We start from the raw sequence: 15,974 nt of genomic DNA, 5'->3' as shown, positions 1-15,974 counted from the left end.
CCTGCAGCGTTGTAACGCTGTAAGTCGGGGGCTTTTCATATTATTATTAAGCATTCTGCGCATTGCGCTTGTGCCAGCTTCTGACGACTGCCGAAAGCGTGAAACAGATGATGAAGTATACCAAAGCCAGGAAGGCATAGACCATAAACACTTCTGATGTTTTCGTCACTTTTCCGAGGATGACTTGTCCACTTCTTGTGAATTCCATGATTCCCAGACCGGCCAAGAAAGAAGTATCCTTGATCGTAGTAATCACTTGCGACAATAGCGAAGGGATAATTTTCTTGAAGGCTTGCGGCAAAATGATGTACCACAAAGACTGCATGAATGAGAATCCTTGCGAATGACCAGCTTCAAACTGCCCTTTTGGAATGGAATTCAAGCCTCCGCGCACGATTTCGGCAACAACGGCCGAGGTGTACAGGAACAGGGCGAAAGAACCTTTCAAGGTGATTGTGCTGCCCGGTATCAAGAATGAACACGAAAGCATCCACAATAATAACGGTGTATTTCGGAAGAGCTCGATGTAGGCACCGGCCAACTTTCCGAAGACTTTTTTATCATAATTACGCAACAAGCCCAATACCGTACCGAAGATGATCGAAAGGATGACGACACCGACCGAAATCAGCAATGCCAGTTTCAATCCTTCCATCATGAACGACACATTCGATGGTGTGAAGACTGTTCTGATCGATTCTATCATTCCATCACCTCCGGAATATCTACGCCAATGTTGACGACAACCGAATCATTGTCTTTGAGTTTTTGCTCGTATTTCCGCGCAAATGTTGCAAGCGGGAAGCAAAGCAGGAAGTAAAGCAAACCGGCTACTGCATAAGCAGGACCGTAGTTCAGACTTGAGGAAGCATAAGAATCGGCTACATACATCAGGTCCGCTCCGGCAATGATCGCCAATACGGAAGTATTCTTGATTAAGTTGACGGCTTGATTGGTCAATGGCGGCAAAATGATTTTGACCATCTGCGGCAAGATGACGTAACGCATTGTTTGGATGTAGTTGAAGCCCTCTGAGTAAGCTGCCTCTTCTTGGCCTTTCGGAACAGCAAGGATACCTGCACGAACGACTTCAGCGATGTAGGCACCGTGATATATTCCTACACCGACTACCCCGATTGTAAATTCACTCAACACTAAGCCTGCCATGGCAAGCCCGTTATACATGAAGAAGATTTGGATGAGCAACGGGATATTCTGAAACATTTCTACGTATATTCTGGCAACAGCACGAGGCAATCGGCCTTTTGCCGTGGACATGGTTCCCACGACAATCCCGATGACCAAAGCCAGCAACAACGCCAACACAGCGACTAGGAGCGTCCGGATAAATCCGGCTCCAAAGTCGCTGCTGTTTTCAAGAAGGCTTTCCCAACGCCAGAGAGCGAATGGATTAGTACTTCTCATTATTCGCCCAATCCCCACTCTGTAGTCAATGCATCAAGAGTGCCGTCTTCTCCCCATGCAGTGATTAAGTCATTAACAGACGTTGCCAACTCTGTGTTTGATTTTTTGGTCGCAACACCGTAATCTTGTGTAGCGAAACGATCTTTAAGAATTTCAGTAGAATCATCCAAGTAGCCAGCCAAGATGGATCTGTCCACGCTGAATGCGTCCACACGGCCGGAATCCAAAGCAGCTTTGATTTCTGGGTAAGTCGCGAATTCTGAATAGCTCAAAGTGATGCCGTATTGTTCAGCTTCAGCAGCAATTGCATCGGCTGTTGTCGAGCTTTGGGCAACCCCGACTGTAGCGCCGTCCATGTCAGCCAATCCTGTGTAGCCTTTGTCTTTCTTAACCAAAAGGCCGACTGCATCCACGTAGTAAGCATCAGAGAAGTTGTATGTTTCTTTACGTTCTTCTGTTACAGTGAAAGTTGCGATGATCATATCCACTTCTCCGTTATCCAATAATGGACCACGCGTTTTGGCCGTTACGGGCACCAATTCGATTGCTTCCGCGTCGCCTAAAATTTCTTCAGCGAGTTTCTTAGCGATGTCGATTTCAAAACCTTCAATCTCGTTTGTTTCAGTGTTTCTTAATCCAAAATTCGGTACATCTTCTTTAACGCCGACTTTCAAAACGCCAGCTTCTTTGATTGACTCTACAGTCACTTGACCGGAAGCATCTGTTTCAGATCCAGCTGCAGAATCTGCTGTATCCGTAGCGTCACTGCCGCATGCACCCAAGAACAATACAGCTGATAAACATAATGAAACCCATAGATTTTTCTTTTTCATACCAAATTCCTCCTATAATGTTGTATTCCGAAAAGTTCGGTTATCTTAAAATTTTACCCAGGAATGCCTTAGTTCGCTCATGTGTCGGATTATCGAAGAAGTGCTCCGGAGTGCCTTCTTCTACAATCATGCCATCAGCCATAAAGATGACCCGATCGGCAACTTGTCTCGCAAAGCCCATTTCATGCGTCACGACAACCATCGTGATGTTCATGCTGGAAAGCTTGATCATGACATCCAATACTTCCTGAACCGTCTCAGGGTCCAACGCCGAAGTAGGTTCATCAAAAAGAATGATTTTCCGCTGTGAGCAAAGCGCTCTTGCGATTGCCACCCTTTGCTGTTGACCGCCTGAAAGCGTTGAAGGATAAACATTCGCCTTTTCGCGCAAGCCAACGATATCTAAATATTCGTAAGCCATTTCCTCCGCTTCTTTTTTGGATTTGCCTTGCAGCTTCATAGGGCCGATTATCAGGTTCCCTAACACTGTCATATGCGGATACAGATTAAATTGTTGAAAAACCATTGCAGATGAATGGCGCACAATGTCCAACTTGTTTTTAGTTGTGACTTCTGTTCCGTCTATAAAAACTTTTCCGTCTGTAGGTTCTTCTAGGAAATTCATACAACGGACCGTTGTACTCTTACCGGAACCGGAAGGCCCGATAATGACCACTTTTTCTCCTTCGGCAACTTCCAGGTTGATATCCTTCAACACATGGTTGGCCCCGAAATACTTATTTACGTGCTCTAACTTAATCAATTTTGCCTCAACCCCTTTTGTGCTCGTCATCATACTACTATTTTTTCAAGAGCATGGATTGGATCCTTATCAAGAAAGGACCGCTTCTTATTATTATACCATAAAGCAAAATTATAATGAAAGCATGATTAAAAATCAATTAAATTGTTCCGCGGAAATGTCAGACTTTCTAACACGTATTTCCAGGTTTCCTACTCAATCGTAAAAAACAGCCTATTTTACGCCCGTTATATGAGAAACCCTTCCACGAAAATTACTTTTCGTTAAGACAAATCCGCTTAAATGAAGCTTATCGAGAAAAACAGTGCCATTTGCAATAAATTGTCTGACGGACAATTTATTTACATTTCTCATTTCATTTCAGGGTTATTACTCGGATTAGCCGAAACGGGCACATTTCAGTATATCTTTCAATCGTTTTTTGATAGAATGACTTCATATGAAAATTCCATGATAAAGGGGTACTTACTTTGCCAGAAAAACATAATAAAATCCTTTCTTCCAAAAACTGGGCACCACATACGCACCAAGCGCTGAATGCTGTCATCGCAGCCCACGGGAACCAAAGCAGCTCCTTCGATCCAGCTGATCCTCCTTACGTTGTATTTGACTTCGACAATACTTCCGCCATCATGGATATCGAAGATACCTTGATGCTTTACATGTTGCTGCATCTGGATTACCGTTTGACGCCCGATCAGTTCCATGCGATTCTGACGGATGGCCTCGAGAATGTCGGCGCATCAGAGACGACGCTCCTTGATAAGACCAATCCGCTTGCTACAATCGGCAATATCGCTGACGATATCCGCACAGCCTATGCTTGGTTGTACAAACAATATGAAGGTTTTATGCAAGGCGGTACACTTTCATTGGAAGAAGCAAAAAAAACTTCTTATTATGAAGAGTTCGCCGCAAAAATCCGTCTGTTCTACACGGTCATCAACGGCGACTTCAAAAGAAAAGCCGGGTATCCTTGGATGACTTATCTTTTCGCGCAACGCACCAGCGAAGATTTGCGCCAACTGGCTTACCAATCAATTTCTTATTGGTTGCAGTACGGCAAATTTGAACGCGTGACTTTGACAAGCCCCGGTGAATTGCCTAGCAAAGCCGGCGTCATCGTTTCCCATTACGATACAGGCTTGGCGTTCCCTAGCGAATTGAAGGAACTCTACCACGTCCTGAAGGCGAACGGCATCGTCGTCTATGTCATTTCGGCTTCACCGGCGGATGTCGTCCAGGTCGCCGCAACGCATCCGGACTTCGGTTACGGGTTGGACAATGAGCACGTCATCGGCATGTATTACAATAAGGATGAAAACGGCCTGATCCAACCGTGCATGCAACCCGGCAAGAACATCACCAAAGGTCCCGGTAAAACTGCAGTCATCACTGAGCAGCTGATGCCGAAGCACAACGAAAAACAGCCGCTGATGCTCTTCGGGGACAGCACCGGCGACTACGATATGATGGTGGAACTGCAGGACGCCAAACTCTGCGTCCTCTTCAACCGCTACATGAACGATGACACCCAAAAATTGGCGCGCGAAGCTTTCTGCACAATCGAGGACGCGAGCCCGCGCATCGTTCTGCAGGGACGCGACGAAAACAAAGGCAGCCTGCGCCCTTCCGAAAAGACGATCCTTTTGGGAACACAAGAAGAAGTACTCATCCACGAAGCCTAGGAAAAGCGGAACGGGTTCGTTCAGCCCTGAAAGAAATTTAGGAAATCGTGCCGCCTGATCATCGTAGAGCGCAATGGGGTAGGATTTATCTAATTTCCAAAGGGCTAACCCGTGAAGCTAGCCAATGTTTTGGAATGCATGAAACACTTTATATATGCTAAACAAAAAAAGCCTCCGCTCAGTTTAATTTGAGCGGAGGCTTCTTTTTTGTTTATAAAATGATGCGTGATTCGAATTTTTGATGACAGGTCGGACATTTCACTGTCTTTTTGCCGCGTTTGACGGGCAAACGCAAAGTCGTCCTGCAGTTAGGACACTTGCGGAAACGGGCCACTCTGATCTCCTTGAACCTTCTGAAAAGCAACTTCAGCTTTTTCTGGTTCGGCTGCCACCACTTGAGGAATTTGCGGTTTTCCTCGGCGCGTTTATTGATTTTTTTCGAGTAGACCCGGAACAGGGCCCAGAAAATCAATATTTGCGCGGCGAAAACTAACACACCAAAGTCTGTGATTGCCCCCAAGAAATAAAGCACCATGCCCGAAATGATCAACGCGTTGTATAGCTGATCCGCGCCGTATCTCCCGCGCATAAATTGTATCATTTTTCTTTTCAACTTTTCCAATTAACTATCCCCTTATCGCTTCGCTGGAATGTTCCTGATGCTGAAGCATCGGCGACAGGAATTCCATGCACTGTTCCTTTATTATATCACAGTGCGGAACGGAGAAAGCTTAAGAATAATTGAAAATGATGAGGCCATATAATGTGCGGCGGACAGGCCGCCGACGTTGCAGACCGCAAGCTGACCGTGAGCTCCGGTGAATCAAGCCTCACCGGAGAATAGGGTTCAATCCGGACTTGTCCTCCGGTGAGCACCAGCCAACCGGAGCTGAGTCCATATTCTGTTCCCCTGCTCCGGCCAGCCCCGCCTGGCCGGAGATCAGGCAAAAAATACCTTCGCAGTACAATCATTCTGTCTGCACCTTTTTCTGTTGGATGTAGGTCCAGGCTTTTCTGGTCGTGATGTTGTAGATATTTTCCTTTTCGTAATTTCCGATTGCGTTCAAGTCGTTCACAGCCCACAAGGAAAACTCCAACGCCAACTGCTTACCTTTTTCCCGAACGGCATCGGTGAACAACTGATGATTGATGTTGATGACTTTCGCTTGGCTGCGGGACAATTTGGCCAACGCTTCGAGTAACACATTTTCTCCCCATCGTCCGATATGCTCGCCATGAAACGAATCATCCATGCCATTCTCGATGTTCATCAAAATCTGATCGCGCCACTTTGATAGATATCTACAGGCCACCGTTCCGCTCAGTTCCACTTGCGGCCAAAGATCATATTTGTCGGCCAATCCGTACACCGCCTCTTCGAGACCGGTTTCCTTCAGGTCGCAATTGATGCGGATTGGACTTTTCCCCCCGGCGATATATGCAAAAACATCTCCCAAGGCTACATAACACTTTCCATCTTCCAATGTATCGTGATGCAGAACAAGTTGGTGTTCCTTGTTCATCCGAACATCGACTTTGATGGCGGAAACTTCCTGTTTGTCGCAGAAGAACATAACAAACTCCATGCTGTTGTCCGCCAATCCATCACTGCCGGATTGCGCTGTTAGATAGGACAATTTTCAGGACTCCTCCCTTTATTTACTTATTAATCTACTATAGCAAGACAATGTAAAAATCCCGTCAAAATAAAATGAAATATACACAAAGTTTGTAGCGTCTTTGTAAACAAAATATTTTTTTGTACGATTGTAGTTTAGTGCCATCAAACGGACTTGGATGTTGCTATAGTGGATCGCCTTCTCCGGCGAAGGTTGCCTGACCGGAGAAGCGGATATGTTCAGGACCTCAGCTCCGGTCAGTGGATGTCCGCCGAAGTTGGTGATGAAATCGGATTGCATCTCCGGCGAAGGTTCTCTCGGCCGGAGATGACGTTCAGACATTCAGAAAAAACAGCACACAAAAAGAGGCACCAGCCTAATCAATAGGATAGTGCCCCTTTTTACGAGCTAATTTATTTTTTTATTTTGCTGCTTGTTTACGGCGTTCTGACAAGATCGCCACGTTTTCTGCAACTTTTTCTTTAGTCAACGGATAGATGAACCATAGACATAACGCAACGCCTGTGTACCCGATAGCTGGTACAAGCGTAGCCACATCGTAGATGCTGTCAAGGACGGCTGCTTCTTGTGTTGCTGCCGCTGATGCGTAACCGATAGCAGCCAGAGCGAATCCGCCCAAACCGCCCGCCAAGGCTTGTCCAAGTTTTCTTGAGAAGGAGTAGACGGCGTATACTGTACCGCTGTCCGCAGTTCCAGTTTTCACTTCTTGGTAGTCAATGATGTCCGTGATGAAAGCCCAGATAACTACGTTGAAGTAGTTCATTCCCAGACTTGCAAGGAATGCCATCGGAAGGAATACCATAACATTATCCGTATGCATAAAGTAAAGGACAGCGTATACAATTGCCGAGAAGAACAACGCTACTGTCGCTGATTCTTTTTTACCAAAACGGGAAGCGATTTTTTGTGCGAAAGGTGCAAGCATCAATGTTCCGACAGTTCCTAGGATACCGGCTACAGCCAATGTTTTGGAGCTCTTGAAATAATCAGCATACAGATAGGCGTTCATTGTGTTCACCAATAACATGGACAACAATAGGAAGATTGCAGCAGCAATGATACCGCCCAGTGCGCGGTTTGTTGATAAGCCTTTAACTAGAACGGCCATTTCTTTACCGAAAGATTGTTTTTCAGTTTCCGGTTTTTGCGGAATCTGTACACGTTCGATCGTGAAGTGATAGCAGAATTGATACAGGGCGAAAGCAAGAACAGCAAAAACACCGGCCAGGAGCGTGAAGCGTTCAGGAATAACAATCTGTGCACCGTTTGCATCAGTCGTGTAGACGAACAATGGAACAAAGAATGAGATGAAGATGCTGGCAAGGCTGGCTCCCATGCTGCGGAATACAGATAGGGAAGCGCGATCTTCAGGTTTCTCGCTGATTACGGATGCCATCGATCCATAAGGGATGTTGATTGCTGTGTAGCAGATGCTACCCCAGAACAGGTATGTCACGAAGATATAGACGATTTTTGCAGTCATGGACCAGTTTTGAACGACTGACAAGAACATCAGGAAGCCGGCGATAACAGCGAATGGCGCTACGCGTTTAATCCAAACTCGGAAGCGGCCGTCTTTTGAAGGTTTCAGCGTATCAACCAGACGTCCCATCCCCATATCCGTAAAAGCATCGACAATCCTAGCTGACAAGAATAACGTACCTACAACTGCTCCGCTGATCCCCAATACTTTGGTATAGAACAACATCAAGAAAGAACTTGAAAAGATGAAGAACAAGTCATTTGCGATGTCCCCCGCCATATAGGCTAATTTATCAATCAGACCGAATTCCCTTACATTCTTCTTGTCATCGGTTACATTTTGTACTTTATTTGCGCTTGCGTGTTGCATTTCATGACCCCTTTTCTTATATTGATAAATCGACGCCGACCCAGTTGATAAGACGGATAGAAACAATATCACCATGCGATACTTGGTTGCGTTTAAAAAATAATAAACGTTTTCAAATGAAACGACGTAACATTTACACACAGAATATACCACGCATTTTTAGCGCATACAACGGATTTATTATTAACAATTTGTGAACGTTTTTCATGATATATGTCATGTTCTTGTTCTGTCAATGATGAAAACGATGCCAAAAAGACCGGCTATCCGCATGTTAACATGGATAGTCGGTCTGAAAATTAATGCTGTATTTTGACCTTCATCACAATTGTTTCATTCCTCATCACCAGCACGTTCGTCAAAACAAACGCCGAGATGAAGGTTGGGTTTCCTCAAAAAGCGGAACTCGCCAACATCACACCGATTGCTTTCATACCTGTACGCATCATGACCCCGAGCAACGCCGGTTCAATGATTCCTAGCGGCAAGTGCAGGAACATTTAACTCTCTTGGGAATTTTTATTTTTATTCTGTAAGTTCCAAAAAAGAGGAACGAAAGCAATCATCTGATGCTCCCATTCCCTTTTCTTTCTGCAATTTTTCTTAAAGGTCAATAACGTCGCCGCCGGTAACGCCATAGATTTGGGCGGTAACATAGCTGGCGTTGTTGGATGCCAAGAAAACGTAGACATGCGCAAGTTCGATTGGCTGCCCTGCTCTTCCCAACAAGGTTTTCTGTCCGAATTCCGGCAAAGCACCTCTCGGTTGCCCATGATCCAATTGCAACGGCGTCCAGATTGGCCCCGGCGCCACCCCGTTCACGCGGATGCCTTTTTTGGCGAACTGTTTCGCCAAACTGATCGTGAAACTGACGATTGCGGATTTGGTTGCGGCATAATCCATCAAATGGGCACTTGGATCGTATGCCTGAATCGATGTTGTCGTGATGATCGCGCCTCCCGCCGGCAGATGCGGCTCAGCAGCTTTCACCAAACCAAACATCGAAATGATGTTGACCGTGAAGGTATCTTTGACTTGTTCCAACGGCAACTCCGAAATGGACTCCCGCGCAATCTGCTGTGCGGCATTCAATACAAGTGTGTCCAAACCGCCTAATGCTTCGACTGTTTTATCGATTATTTCTTGGTATTTACTTTCATCGCGAAGGTCGTATGGAAGCAAGACAGCCTTCCTGCCGGCCTTCTCTATATAATCAGCGACTTCTTTTGCATCGCGTTCTTCGCCAGGGAAAAATTGGATCGCTACATCGGCGCCTTCTCTGGCATAAGCTATCGCTGCAGCCCGTCCGATTCCGGAATCCCCACCAGTGATCAATACACGGCGATTCTCCAGCAAGTGGTTGCCTACGTAGCTTTCCTCCCCGCAATCGGGTTTCGGAAGCATCTTATCTTGCAAAGCAGGTGTGTCTTGATCCTGATCTGCAAATTTTCCAGTGTGATACAACTCTCTTGGATCCTTCAAAATAGGTTCAGCCATCTAATTCACTCCTTTGTCTTTGTAAGAATAGTCTAATACACTTACTTACAATTTTGAAATGATAAGCCTTAGAAAATCTGAACAGATTCGTTTAGACTTGAATAGAATAGAAAAATGTAGCCTCGCAACCTTCTCTTCATCCGCGTTGTATGAGTTCTTTAAGAGATGGATATCTATATATCAAAAGACCTCACTCTTTCAGAAAATGAGGTCTTTTGGGCCAAAGCTGAGTATATATATTTTAAAGGAACGCAATTTTATCAAGCATCTTTTGGAATTTGGGTATTGAGAAGATTTCAATTAGTCTTTTACAAGACTAACCGTAATTTGAGGCGCGTTACGGCTATAATTAGGAACTTTCTCAGCGAAATTTTGTAAGTGAGACATTTTATTATGTAACTCAATCGCTTGTCGGTTTTCCCATTTTTCAACCATTACAAAACTATTTTCATCTGTAACAGCTTGGTAAAGTTGATAAGACACGCAGCCTTCTTCTTTCCTAGATTCCTTAATTAGTTCTGCAATTTCATTTAAGAATTTTTGTTTTTGCTCGGGTTTAATATAAAATTCTGCATTGATTACTATCATTTCTCCACCTACTTAAAATTAGTTATTTTTTCTGGCGCAAACCGTACGGATTCGTAGCCTTCTTCCATTGCCTTGCCGATGGACAGGATCATTACCGGCACGTATCTTTCTTTGTCCAAATCGACTGCCTCTGCTAATTGATCCGCCTCAAATCCTCCGATAGGGTTCGTGTCATAGCCATGGGCACGGGCAACCAGCATGAATTGCATCGCTGCCAAACTGGAATCGATTTTGACAACATCATTCATCTGTTCTTTTGAAAAGTTCTTGTAGTAAGGAATGATGGCGGCTAATTGTTGGTCCCGGACTTCGGCGGACATTTTGCCTTGTTCGACAGCTGCATCGTAGATTTCTTCCCCATGCTCGTAGCATTGCATATCCCCAAATATCAGGACCATCGCTGATGAAGTGTCATTTTGTCTTGTGTTGAAACGGATCAGCGGTTTCAGATTGGCTTTTGCTTCCTCGCTCTCGACTACCACAAAACGCCAAGGTTGCATGTTTACGGATGAAGGCGTCGTCGTGGCTTTCTGGATCATTTCCAGCATTTCTTCTTGACTGATTTTAAAATTTTCATCATAAAGACGGATCGATTTTCTTCCGAATGCGATATCCGAAAAATCGTTGTTGATAAGTTTGTTTGTCATGTTTGCAGCCTCTTTCTTTTTATCTTTTCAAGTATAGTTTGTTGAGCAACTTGGATAATTGCTCTGCTTCCTCATCGCTTAATGACAGCGACAAGGAAGATTTCCCCTCATCATGTTCTTTTCCGCAAGCTGCCAAATCTTGGATCGCCTGCTCGGATAATTGGACAAAGATCTCTCTGTTGTTGTCTGCGTTCCTATTACGGATGACGTAGCCCTTTTGTTCCAATATTTTCAGATGGCGCGTGATTGCGGCACTGTCTATCTTCATTTCAGTCTGGATCTGATTTTGGGAACATGTCCCTTTTTCTTTCAGGAACATCAGCATCTCATACCGCGTCAAACTGAAGCCTGTTTCTTTTTCGAACAGCGTGTTGATTTCCTGATTTGTGAGTTTGATCTGATAAAGCAACCTGCTTACATCTCTCAAGTTCATAAAATTTCACCTCGATTATGCGGATTTTCCTGAACGACCGAACAATTGACTAGTCAACTGTTGATTAGTCAATCATAAACCAGCAACTAACTTTTGTAAAGCTATTTGCCTGGAAAGCAATCGGACATGCTGCTTTTTTTTGAACCTATAAAAAAAGATCCCACTCTTCCGAATAGGATCACCCAATTTGTAATATGCGCGCTATTTGCGGTTTGAGAATCGGGAAGCTTTGCAAGCTTTCTTGAGACCTTATTTTTCTTATTCTTTGGTTTACAATCAACTATTTTCAAATTGATGCGCAGCAAGTGCACCGCCCATAAAATATTTTTTGGAAGTCATAAAACTCATATAAGGATCGTTACTTACTGACTAAATAGAGTAAAATACCTGCAATTAGCCCACCACGGAGTGCAGCCGATAATAAGTATAGTGATTTTTGAAAACTTTTTCCTCCTAACAATCCATACACAAATATACCTACGCCAGTTGCTAATCCCATATCAACAAAAGCTCCTCCAGTTTGGTGTATCAGAGAAAAAGTCATTCCATGGTTCATTAACCATATTGGACCAACAATTAGAAAAGCTGACAAAAAACCTCCAGCTACTTTCCAGCGGTTTACCAACCTTCCCCATACTTGTATGATAGCGAAAGGCAAGATAAATCCTCCTAGAATTGTTAACATTTCTCTATACATCGGGATTCCCCTTCCTTCTTTCAAAGTAGTGTGAAACTAATGCTGCAAACACTGCACCAATTGATAAAAGAATAATTGTTGGTAATGATGAAAAGCTATTAATAACCCCTTTAGATAAAACATCACTGGTAAAAACTGCAATCGCGATGCTAGCTCCCATATCGACTGTCGCTGCCTCACTGTCTTGATGGATCAGACCATTGTAGTGAACAATATACCAAACGGGTCCAATTATTAATATTGCCGCTGCAAAACCAGCATAAATTCCCAAAATGGAAACATAACTCCACAAGTAAGGGACCAAAAAACCAGCTAAACAATAGGCCAACAATGTTCTGATATAGTTCAAAGATAACACCCCCTAATGCAACAAATATAACATGAGTCCTCTTGTTAATCCGTCAAATTGTTAATTTAATAACACCGTTTACAATTTGCTCACGAAAGTTAATAATTATTGTAAACAGTGTTCTAAGAACGGAGATATTCCGCTATTGAGTTAACGATTGACGCTGAGAACTGTCCATTTTCCCCCTTGAATTTAGGACAGCCCTTCATTTCAATAAAAAAAAGACCCCGCTCTTTCGAATGGGATCTTCACAGTATAGCAAATCGGCTTACTTATTATAAATCTTCGGGCCTTTGCGCATGTTCTTAATATCATTTTTCGGCGTGTCGATTTGTTTGGACCTTCCGCCGCCTTGTTTATTCTTGATTATTTCTAACATTTTTTCTTTTGGATTCACTGTTTACACCGCCTTTTTTGATGGAACACTCCATACTTTCATTCTATTGAATTGATGCCATAAAAAAAGCATCAGCAAAATGCCGATGCTTTAGGGCTGTTAATTGATTTGTCAAATCGGTCTTTTGAACCAAATTGAAGCAAAAAACTTTTTTGAAAACGTTGATACAATAAATATTAACGTTTTGAGAATTGTGATGCTTTACGCGCTTTTTTCAAACCTGGTTTCTTACGTTCAACCATACGTGGGTCACGTGTTAACAGACCAGCTGCTTTCAATGGTCCGCGGAAGTCAGGATCTACTTCTAATAATGCACGAGAGATACCGTGACGAGCTGCTCCAGCTTGTCCAGTGAATCCGCCGCCGTTTACGTTAACGAAGATATCGTAGCTACCTAAAGTACCTGTAAGGTTTAAAGGTTGTTTGATTACTTCATATAAGTAAGCGAATGGGATGTATTCTTCCATGTCTTTTTTGTTGAAGATGATTTTACCTGTGCCAGGTAATAAACGTACGCGTGCAGTCGAATTCTTACGACGACCAGTTGCGATATATTGTGCTTGTGCCAATGAAATTCCCTCCTTAAATTAGGTTAGTGATATCTAAAACTTCTGGTAATTGAGCTTCGTGTGGGTGAACTGCTTCACCGTATACGTGTAACTTAGTGAATTGTTTAGCACCTAAAGAGTTCTTAGGTAGCATGCCTTTAACAGACAATTCAACTAATTTTCTTGAATTCTTAGCACGTAATTCACCAGCTGAAATTTGTTTTAGCCCACCTGGATAACCTGAATGACGGGAATAAATTTTGTCAGATGCTTTTTTACCTGTTAATGTAACTTTGTCTGCATTGATAACAATCACATAATCACCAGTGTCTACGTGTGGTGTGAAAGTTGGTTTGTTTTTACCGCGTAAAATAGTTGCAACTTGTGTTGATAAACGTCCCAATGGGATGTCAGTCGCGTCGATTACGAACCATTTGCGGTCGATTTCGTTTGCTTTAGCCATGTATGTTGTACGCACGTTTGTTTCCTCCATATTCTTCTCTGTCTGTTTGATCCAATTGAGTTTCCGGGGCTCATCGTGGGGCAAACAATACCGTCTTATATGATACGACATTCCTAGAGAGTTGTCAATCGGTTCACAAGAAATATTTTATCCTTTGCAGCGCAAAAAAGGCCCCACCCGCCCGCAGAAACAGCGTTTGTGGAACCTTTTATTTATTTTTTCAAATATAAATATAATTGCTCGATGACCTCGGCTGGTACAAATGGATAGGCACCTTTGCCGGATGTCTTGTGCGGCTTGAATGCTTCGATGATGCTGTTGTCCTTCACGATGTCTTCCACCGAGACGAACTCCCCTTTTTTCGTGATTGTTAGTTCAAAAGCTTCATATTCTTCAACTGCCACGTTCTTTTTCGGGGTCGAGTAATGCGCCATGCTGGCTTGCACGGAAAGGACCACATCATTCGGCAGACCGATCGCTTCATAAAACTGAGGCATTGCAGCAGCCACAAAATCCGGCACATCGCCGCGTGGGATGCGTTTGAGTTCTTTGATGAACGTTACCATTATTCCACTCTCCTTCATTCATTCTTATATTTCCATTATACGCGAGTTTCGGAATTTTAACATCATTCCAGAGAAATAACCGTTCAAGCGTGATCGGTTATTTCTCGCAACTTCACTGACTTTAAATACATAAAAATATTGACCACTTTAAGCACTCGTGCTACCATTGCACTAACATTAATTTTAAATGATAAAAAGATGATAATGCACTTATGTATGTCATTTCGCATAAAGGAGAATCGATGATGGACAATATCAGCATTCAAAGTTATCTTGCGCAATTGGGAAACAGAAAAGATCCGAAAACAGGCGCCGTCAGTGCCCCGATTTATTTGTCCACAGCTTATGGACATCCTGGCTTGGGCCAATCGACCGGCTATGACTACACTCGCACCGCCAATCCGACTAGGGATATCCTTCAGGAAGGTTTGGCTGTTCTTGAAAATGGCGTCCAAGGCTTCGCTACCAGCTCAGGTATGAGTGCCATCCAGCTCGCCTTCAGCATTTTCCCGGTCAACAGCCATTTCGTCGCATCCAGGGACCTTTACGGCGGCAGCTTCCGTTATTTCCAGGATATGGAGAAAAAAGGCTTCTATTCCTTCACTTATGTCGATGATCCGATCGATATCGCATCGGCCATCCAGGATAATACCGCCGCTGTCTACATCGAAACGCCGACGAATCCGCTCATGAAGGAAACAGATATCTCGGCGGTGGCTGAGATCGCAAAAAAACACGGTTTACTGGTGATTGTGGACAATACCTTCTACACACCTCTGTTGCAGCGTCCTTTGGATCTGGGCGCCGATATCGTCGTCCACAGCGCCACCAAATACCTTGGTGGCCATAACGATCTGTTGGCGGGTGCGGTCGTGACGAACGACAAGGCGCTCGGCGAACAGCTGGCTTTCCAACTGAATACGGCAGGCGGCACTTTGGACGCCTTCGACTGTTGGCTCTTGGTCCGCGGACTGAAGACGTTGCCGCTGCGCATGAAACAGCACCAGACGAATGCACAGGCAGTCGTTGCTTATCTGGAAACGGAAAATCTTATCAAATCGGTCTATTACCCGGGTAAAGGCGGCATGCTGAGCTTCACGCTGCATGATAAAGCCTGTATCCCTGCCATGTTGGATGCCCTGAATATCTTCACTTTCGCTGAAAGCTTGGGCGGCGTGGAGAGTCTGATCACTTACCCCACTACCCAGACACATGCCGATATTCCGGTTGAAATCCGCGAATCATACGGTTTGACGGACGATCTGCTGCGCATCTCGACAGGAATCGAGGATGCGGATGATCTGATCGTCGATCTGCGTCAGGCCTTCGCGAAGGCTGCGGTTGTTGCCAAAGTCTGATAAGGTAGACCGCAAAAGACATAGTATGTTGAAAACCTCCGAAGGGCTTGTGGCGCTTGCGGGGGTTTTTGTTTTTCAGCGCTGTCCGGTGGTTTCCTCCGGTGAACGGAGGCCTCGCCGGAGTTCAGACTTTTTGCGGGAGCGTCAGCTCCTGTGGGGGGTGCTTCGCCGGAGCTGACGGAGATTGCAGGAGCTGTCCTCCGGCGACGGCTGCTTCACCGGAGCTGGCG

General features: G+C 44.5%; 19 protein-coding genes. 3 read left to right on the top strand and 16 right to left on the bottom strand.

All coding sequences use genetic code 11. The features are described from left to right. Positions 1-46 precede the first annotated feature (46 nt). Genes C7R56_RS02115 through C7R56_RS02100 form a run of 4 tightly spaced genes read right to left on the bottom strand, consistent with a single transcriptional unit; the run spans position 47 to position 3,021 of the window. Entirely contained in the window at positions 47-706 is a 660-nt protein-coding gene (locus C7R56_RS02115) for an amino acid ABC transporter permease (protein WP_107994941.1), read from the bottom strand. Beyond that, positions 703-1,425: an amino acid ABC transporter permease gene (locus C7R56_RS02110; RefSeq protein ID WP_107994940.1), complete on the bottom strand. Its 723-nt coding sequence runs from the start codon at positions 1,423-1,425 to the stop codon at positions 703-705. Before C7R56_RS02110 ends, C7R56_RS02115 begins: the two co-directional genes overlap by 4 nt. Next, positions 1,425-2,258: a transporter substrate-binding domain-containing protein gene (locus C7R56_RS02105; RefSeq protein WP_107994939.1), complete on the bottom strand. Its 834-nt coding sequence runs from the start codon at positions 2,256-2,258 to the stop codon at positions 1,425-1,427. The genes C7R56_RS02110 and C7R56_RS02105 overlap by 1 nt, the downstream gene beginning before the upstream one ends. A 40-nt stretch (positions 2,259-2,298) precedes the next feature. Further along, the gene (locus C7R56_RS02100) at positions 2,299-3,021 is read right to left on the bottom strand and encodes an amino acid ABC transporter ATP-binding protein (protein ID WP_107995081.1); all 723 of its coding nucleotides are present in this window, start codon (positions 3,019-3,021) and stop codon (positions 2,299-2,301) included. 470 nt (positions 3,022-3,491) lie between these two features. On the opposite strand from C7R56_RS02100, the gene C7R56_RS02095 reads away from it, so the two are divergent. Beyond that, entirely contained in the window at positions 3,492-4,709 is a 1,218-nt protein-coding gene (locus tag C7R56_RS02095) for an HAD family hydrolase (RefSeq protein ID WP_107994938.1), read from the top strand. Between the two features lie 211 nt (positions 4,710-4,920). Here C7R56_RS02095 and C7R56_RS02090 read toward each other — a convergent pair whose 3' ends face one another. From C7R56_RS02090 to C7R56_RS02080, 3 genes are all read right to left on the bottom strand, one after another. After that, a complete protein-coding gene (locus C7R56_RS02090; protein ID WP_107994937.1) occupies positions 4,921-5,331 on the bottom strand; it encodes a zinc finger domain-containing protein in 411 nt (136 codons plus the stop codon). Positions 5,332-5,677: 346 nt separating this feature from the next. Continuing rightward, complete coding sequence (locus C7R56_RS02085) at positions 5,678-6,346, bottom strand: PI-PLC domain-containing protein (protein WP_107994936.1); 669 nt, start codon at positions 6,344-6,346, stop codon at positions 5,678-5,680. 403 nt (positions 6,347-6,749) lie between these two features. Beyond that, positions 6,750-8,201 (bottom strand): MFS transporter, encoded by a 1,452-nt coding sequence (locus C7R56_RS02080; protein ID WP_199902961.1) that lies wholly within the window; start codon positions 8,199-8,201, stop codon positions 6,750-6,752. Between the two features lie 312 nt (positions 8,202-8,513). Between C7R56_RS02080 and C7R56_RS09000 the strand changes: the two genes are divergently transcribed. After that, positions 8,514-8,705 (top strand): hypothetical protein, encoded by a 192-nt coding sequence (locus C7R56_RS09000; protein ID WP_159072125.1) that lies wholly within the window; start codon positions 8,514-8,516, stop codon positions 8,703-8,705. Positions 8,706-8,804: 99 nt separating this feature from the next. On the opposite strand, the gene C7R56_RS02075 is transcribed toward C7R56_RS09000, so the two are convergent. The 9 genes from C7R56_RS02075 to C7R56_RS02035 all read right to left on the bottom strand — a co-directional run bounded on the left by C7R56_RS02075 (position 8,805) and on the right by C7R56_RS02035 (position 14,386). Next, a complete protein-coding gene (locus C7R56_RS02075) occupies positions 8,805-9,698 on the bottom strand; it encodes an SDR family oxidoreductase (protein WP_107994935.1) in 894 nt (297 codons plus the stop codon). A gap of 300 nt (positions 9,699-9,998) precedes the next feature. After that, the gene (locus C7R56_RS02070; protein ID WP_107994934.1) at positions 9,999-10,286 is read right to left on the bottom strand and encodes a putative quinol monooxygenase; all 288 of its coding nucleotides are present in this window, start codon (positions 10,284-10,286) and stop codon (positions 9,999-10,001) included. Positions 10,287-10,294: 8 nt separating this feature from the next. Continuing rightward, a complete protein-coding gene (locus C7R56_RS02065) occupies positions 10,295-10,933 on the bottom strand; it encodes a nitroreductase family protein (RefSeq protein ID WP_107994933.1) in 639 nt (212 codons plus the stop codon). 19 nt (positions 10,934-10,952) lie between these two features. Beyond that, complete coding sequence (locus tag C7R56_RS02060) at positions 10,953-11,366, bottom strand: MarR family winged helix-turn-helix transcriptional regulator (protein ID WP_107994932.1); 414 nt, start codon at positions 11,364-11,366, stop codon at positions 10,953-10,955. 358 nt (positions 11,367-11,724) lie between these two features. Beyond that, a complete protein-coding gene (locus tag C7R56_RS02055) occupies positions 11,725-12,063 on the bottom strand; it encodes a Lin0368 family putative glycerol transporter subunit (protein WP_234402544.1) in 339 nt (112 codons plus the stop codon). Continuing rightward, positions 12,056-12,412, bottom strand: a complete 357-nt coding sequence (locus C7R56_RS02050) for a Lin0368 family putative glycerol transporter subunit (protein WP_107994931.1) — start codon at positions 12,410-12,412, stop codon at positions 12,056-12,058. The genes C7R56_RS02055 and C7R56_RS02050 overlap by 8 nt, the downstream gene beginning before the upstream one ends. Before the next feature lie 573 nt (positions 12,413-12,985). Next, positions 12,986-13,378, bottom strand: coding sequence for a 30S ribosomal protein S9 (gene rpsI, locus C7R56_RS02045; RefSeq protein ID WP_086626929.1), 393 nt, complete (start codon positions 13,376-13,378; stop codon positions 12,986-12,988). Between the two features lie 13 nt (positions 13,379-13,391). Next, the gene (gene rplM, locus C7R56_RS02040) at positions 13,392-13,835 is read right to left on the bottom strand and encodes a 50S ribosomal protein L13 (protein WP_086627527.1); all 444 of its coding nucleotides are present in this window, start codon (positions 13,833-13,835) and stop codon (positions 13,392-13,394) included. Positions 13,836-14,032: 197 nt separating this feature from the next. After that, entirely contained in the window at positions 14,033-14,386 is a 354-nt protein-coding gene (locus C7R56_RS02035) for a hypothetical protein (protein WP_107994930.1), read from the bottom strand. A 242-nt stretch (positions 14,387-14,628) separates the two neighbouring features. On the opposite strand from C7R56_RS02035, the gene C7R56_RS02030 reads away from it, so the two are divergent. Beyond that, positions 14,629-15,744, top strand: coding sequence for a PLP-dependent transferase (locus tag C7R56_RS02030; protein ID WP_199902960.1), 1,116 nt, complete (start codon positions 14,629-14,631; stop codon positions 15,742-15,744). The last annotated feature ends 230 nt before the right edge of the window (positions 15,745-15,974 follow it).

This window comes from Trichococcus paludicola (genome assembly GCF_003052295.1).
Classification (GTDB): domain Bacteria; phylum Bacillota; class Bacilli; order Lactobacillales; family Aerococcaceae; genus Trichococcus; species Trichococcus paludicola.
The sequence above is the reverse complement of the archived record's forward strand: the minus strand, read 5'-3'. Positions and strand labels throughout refer to the sequence as shown.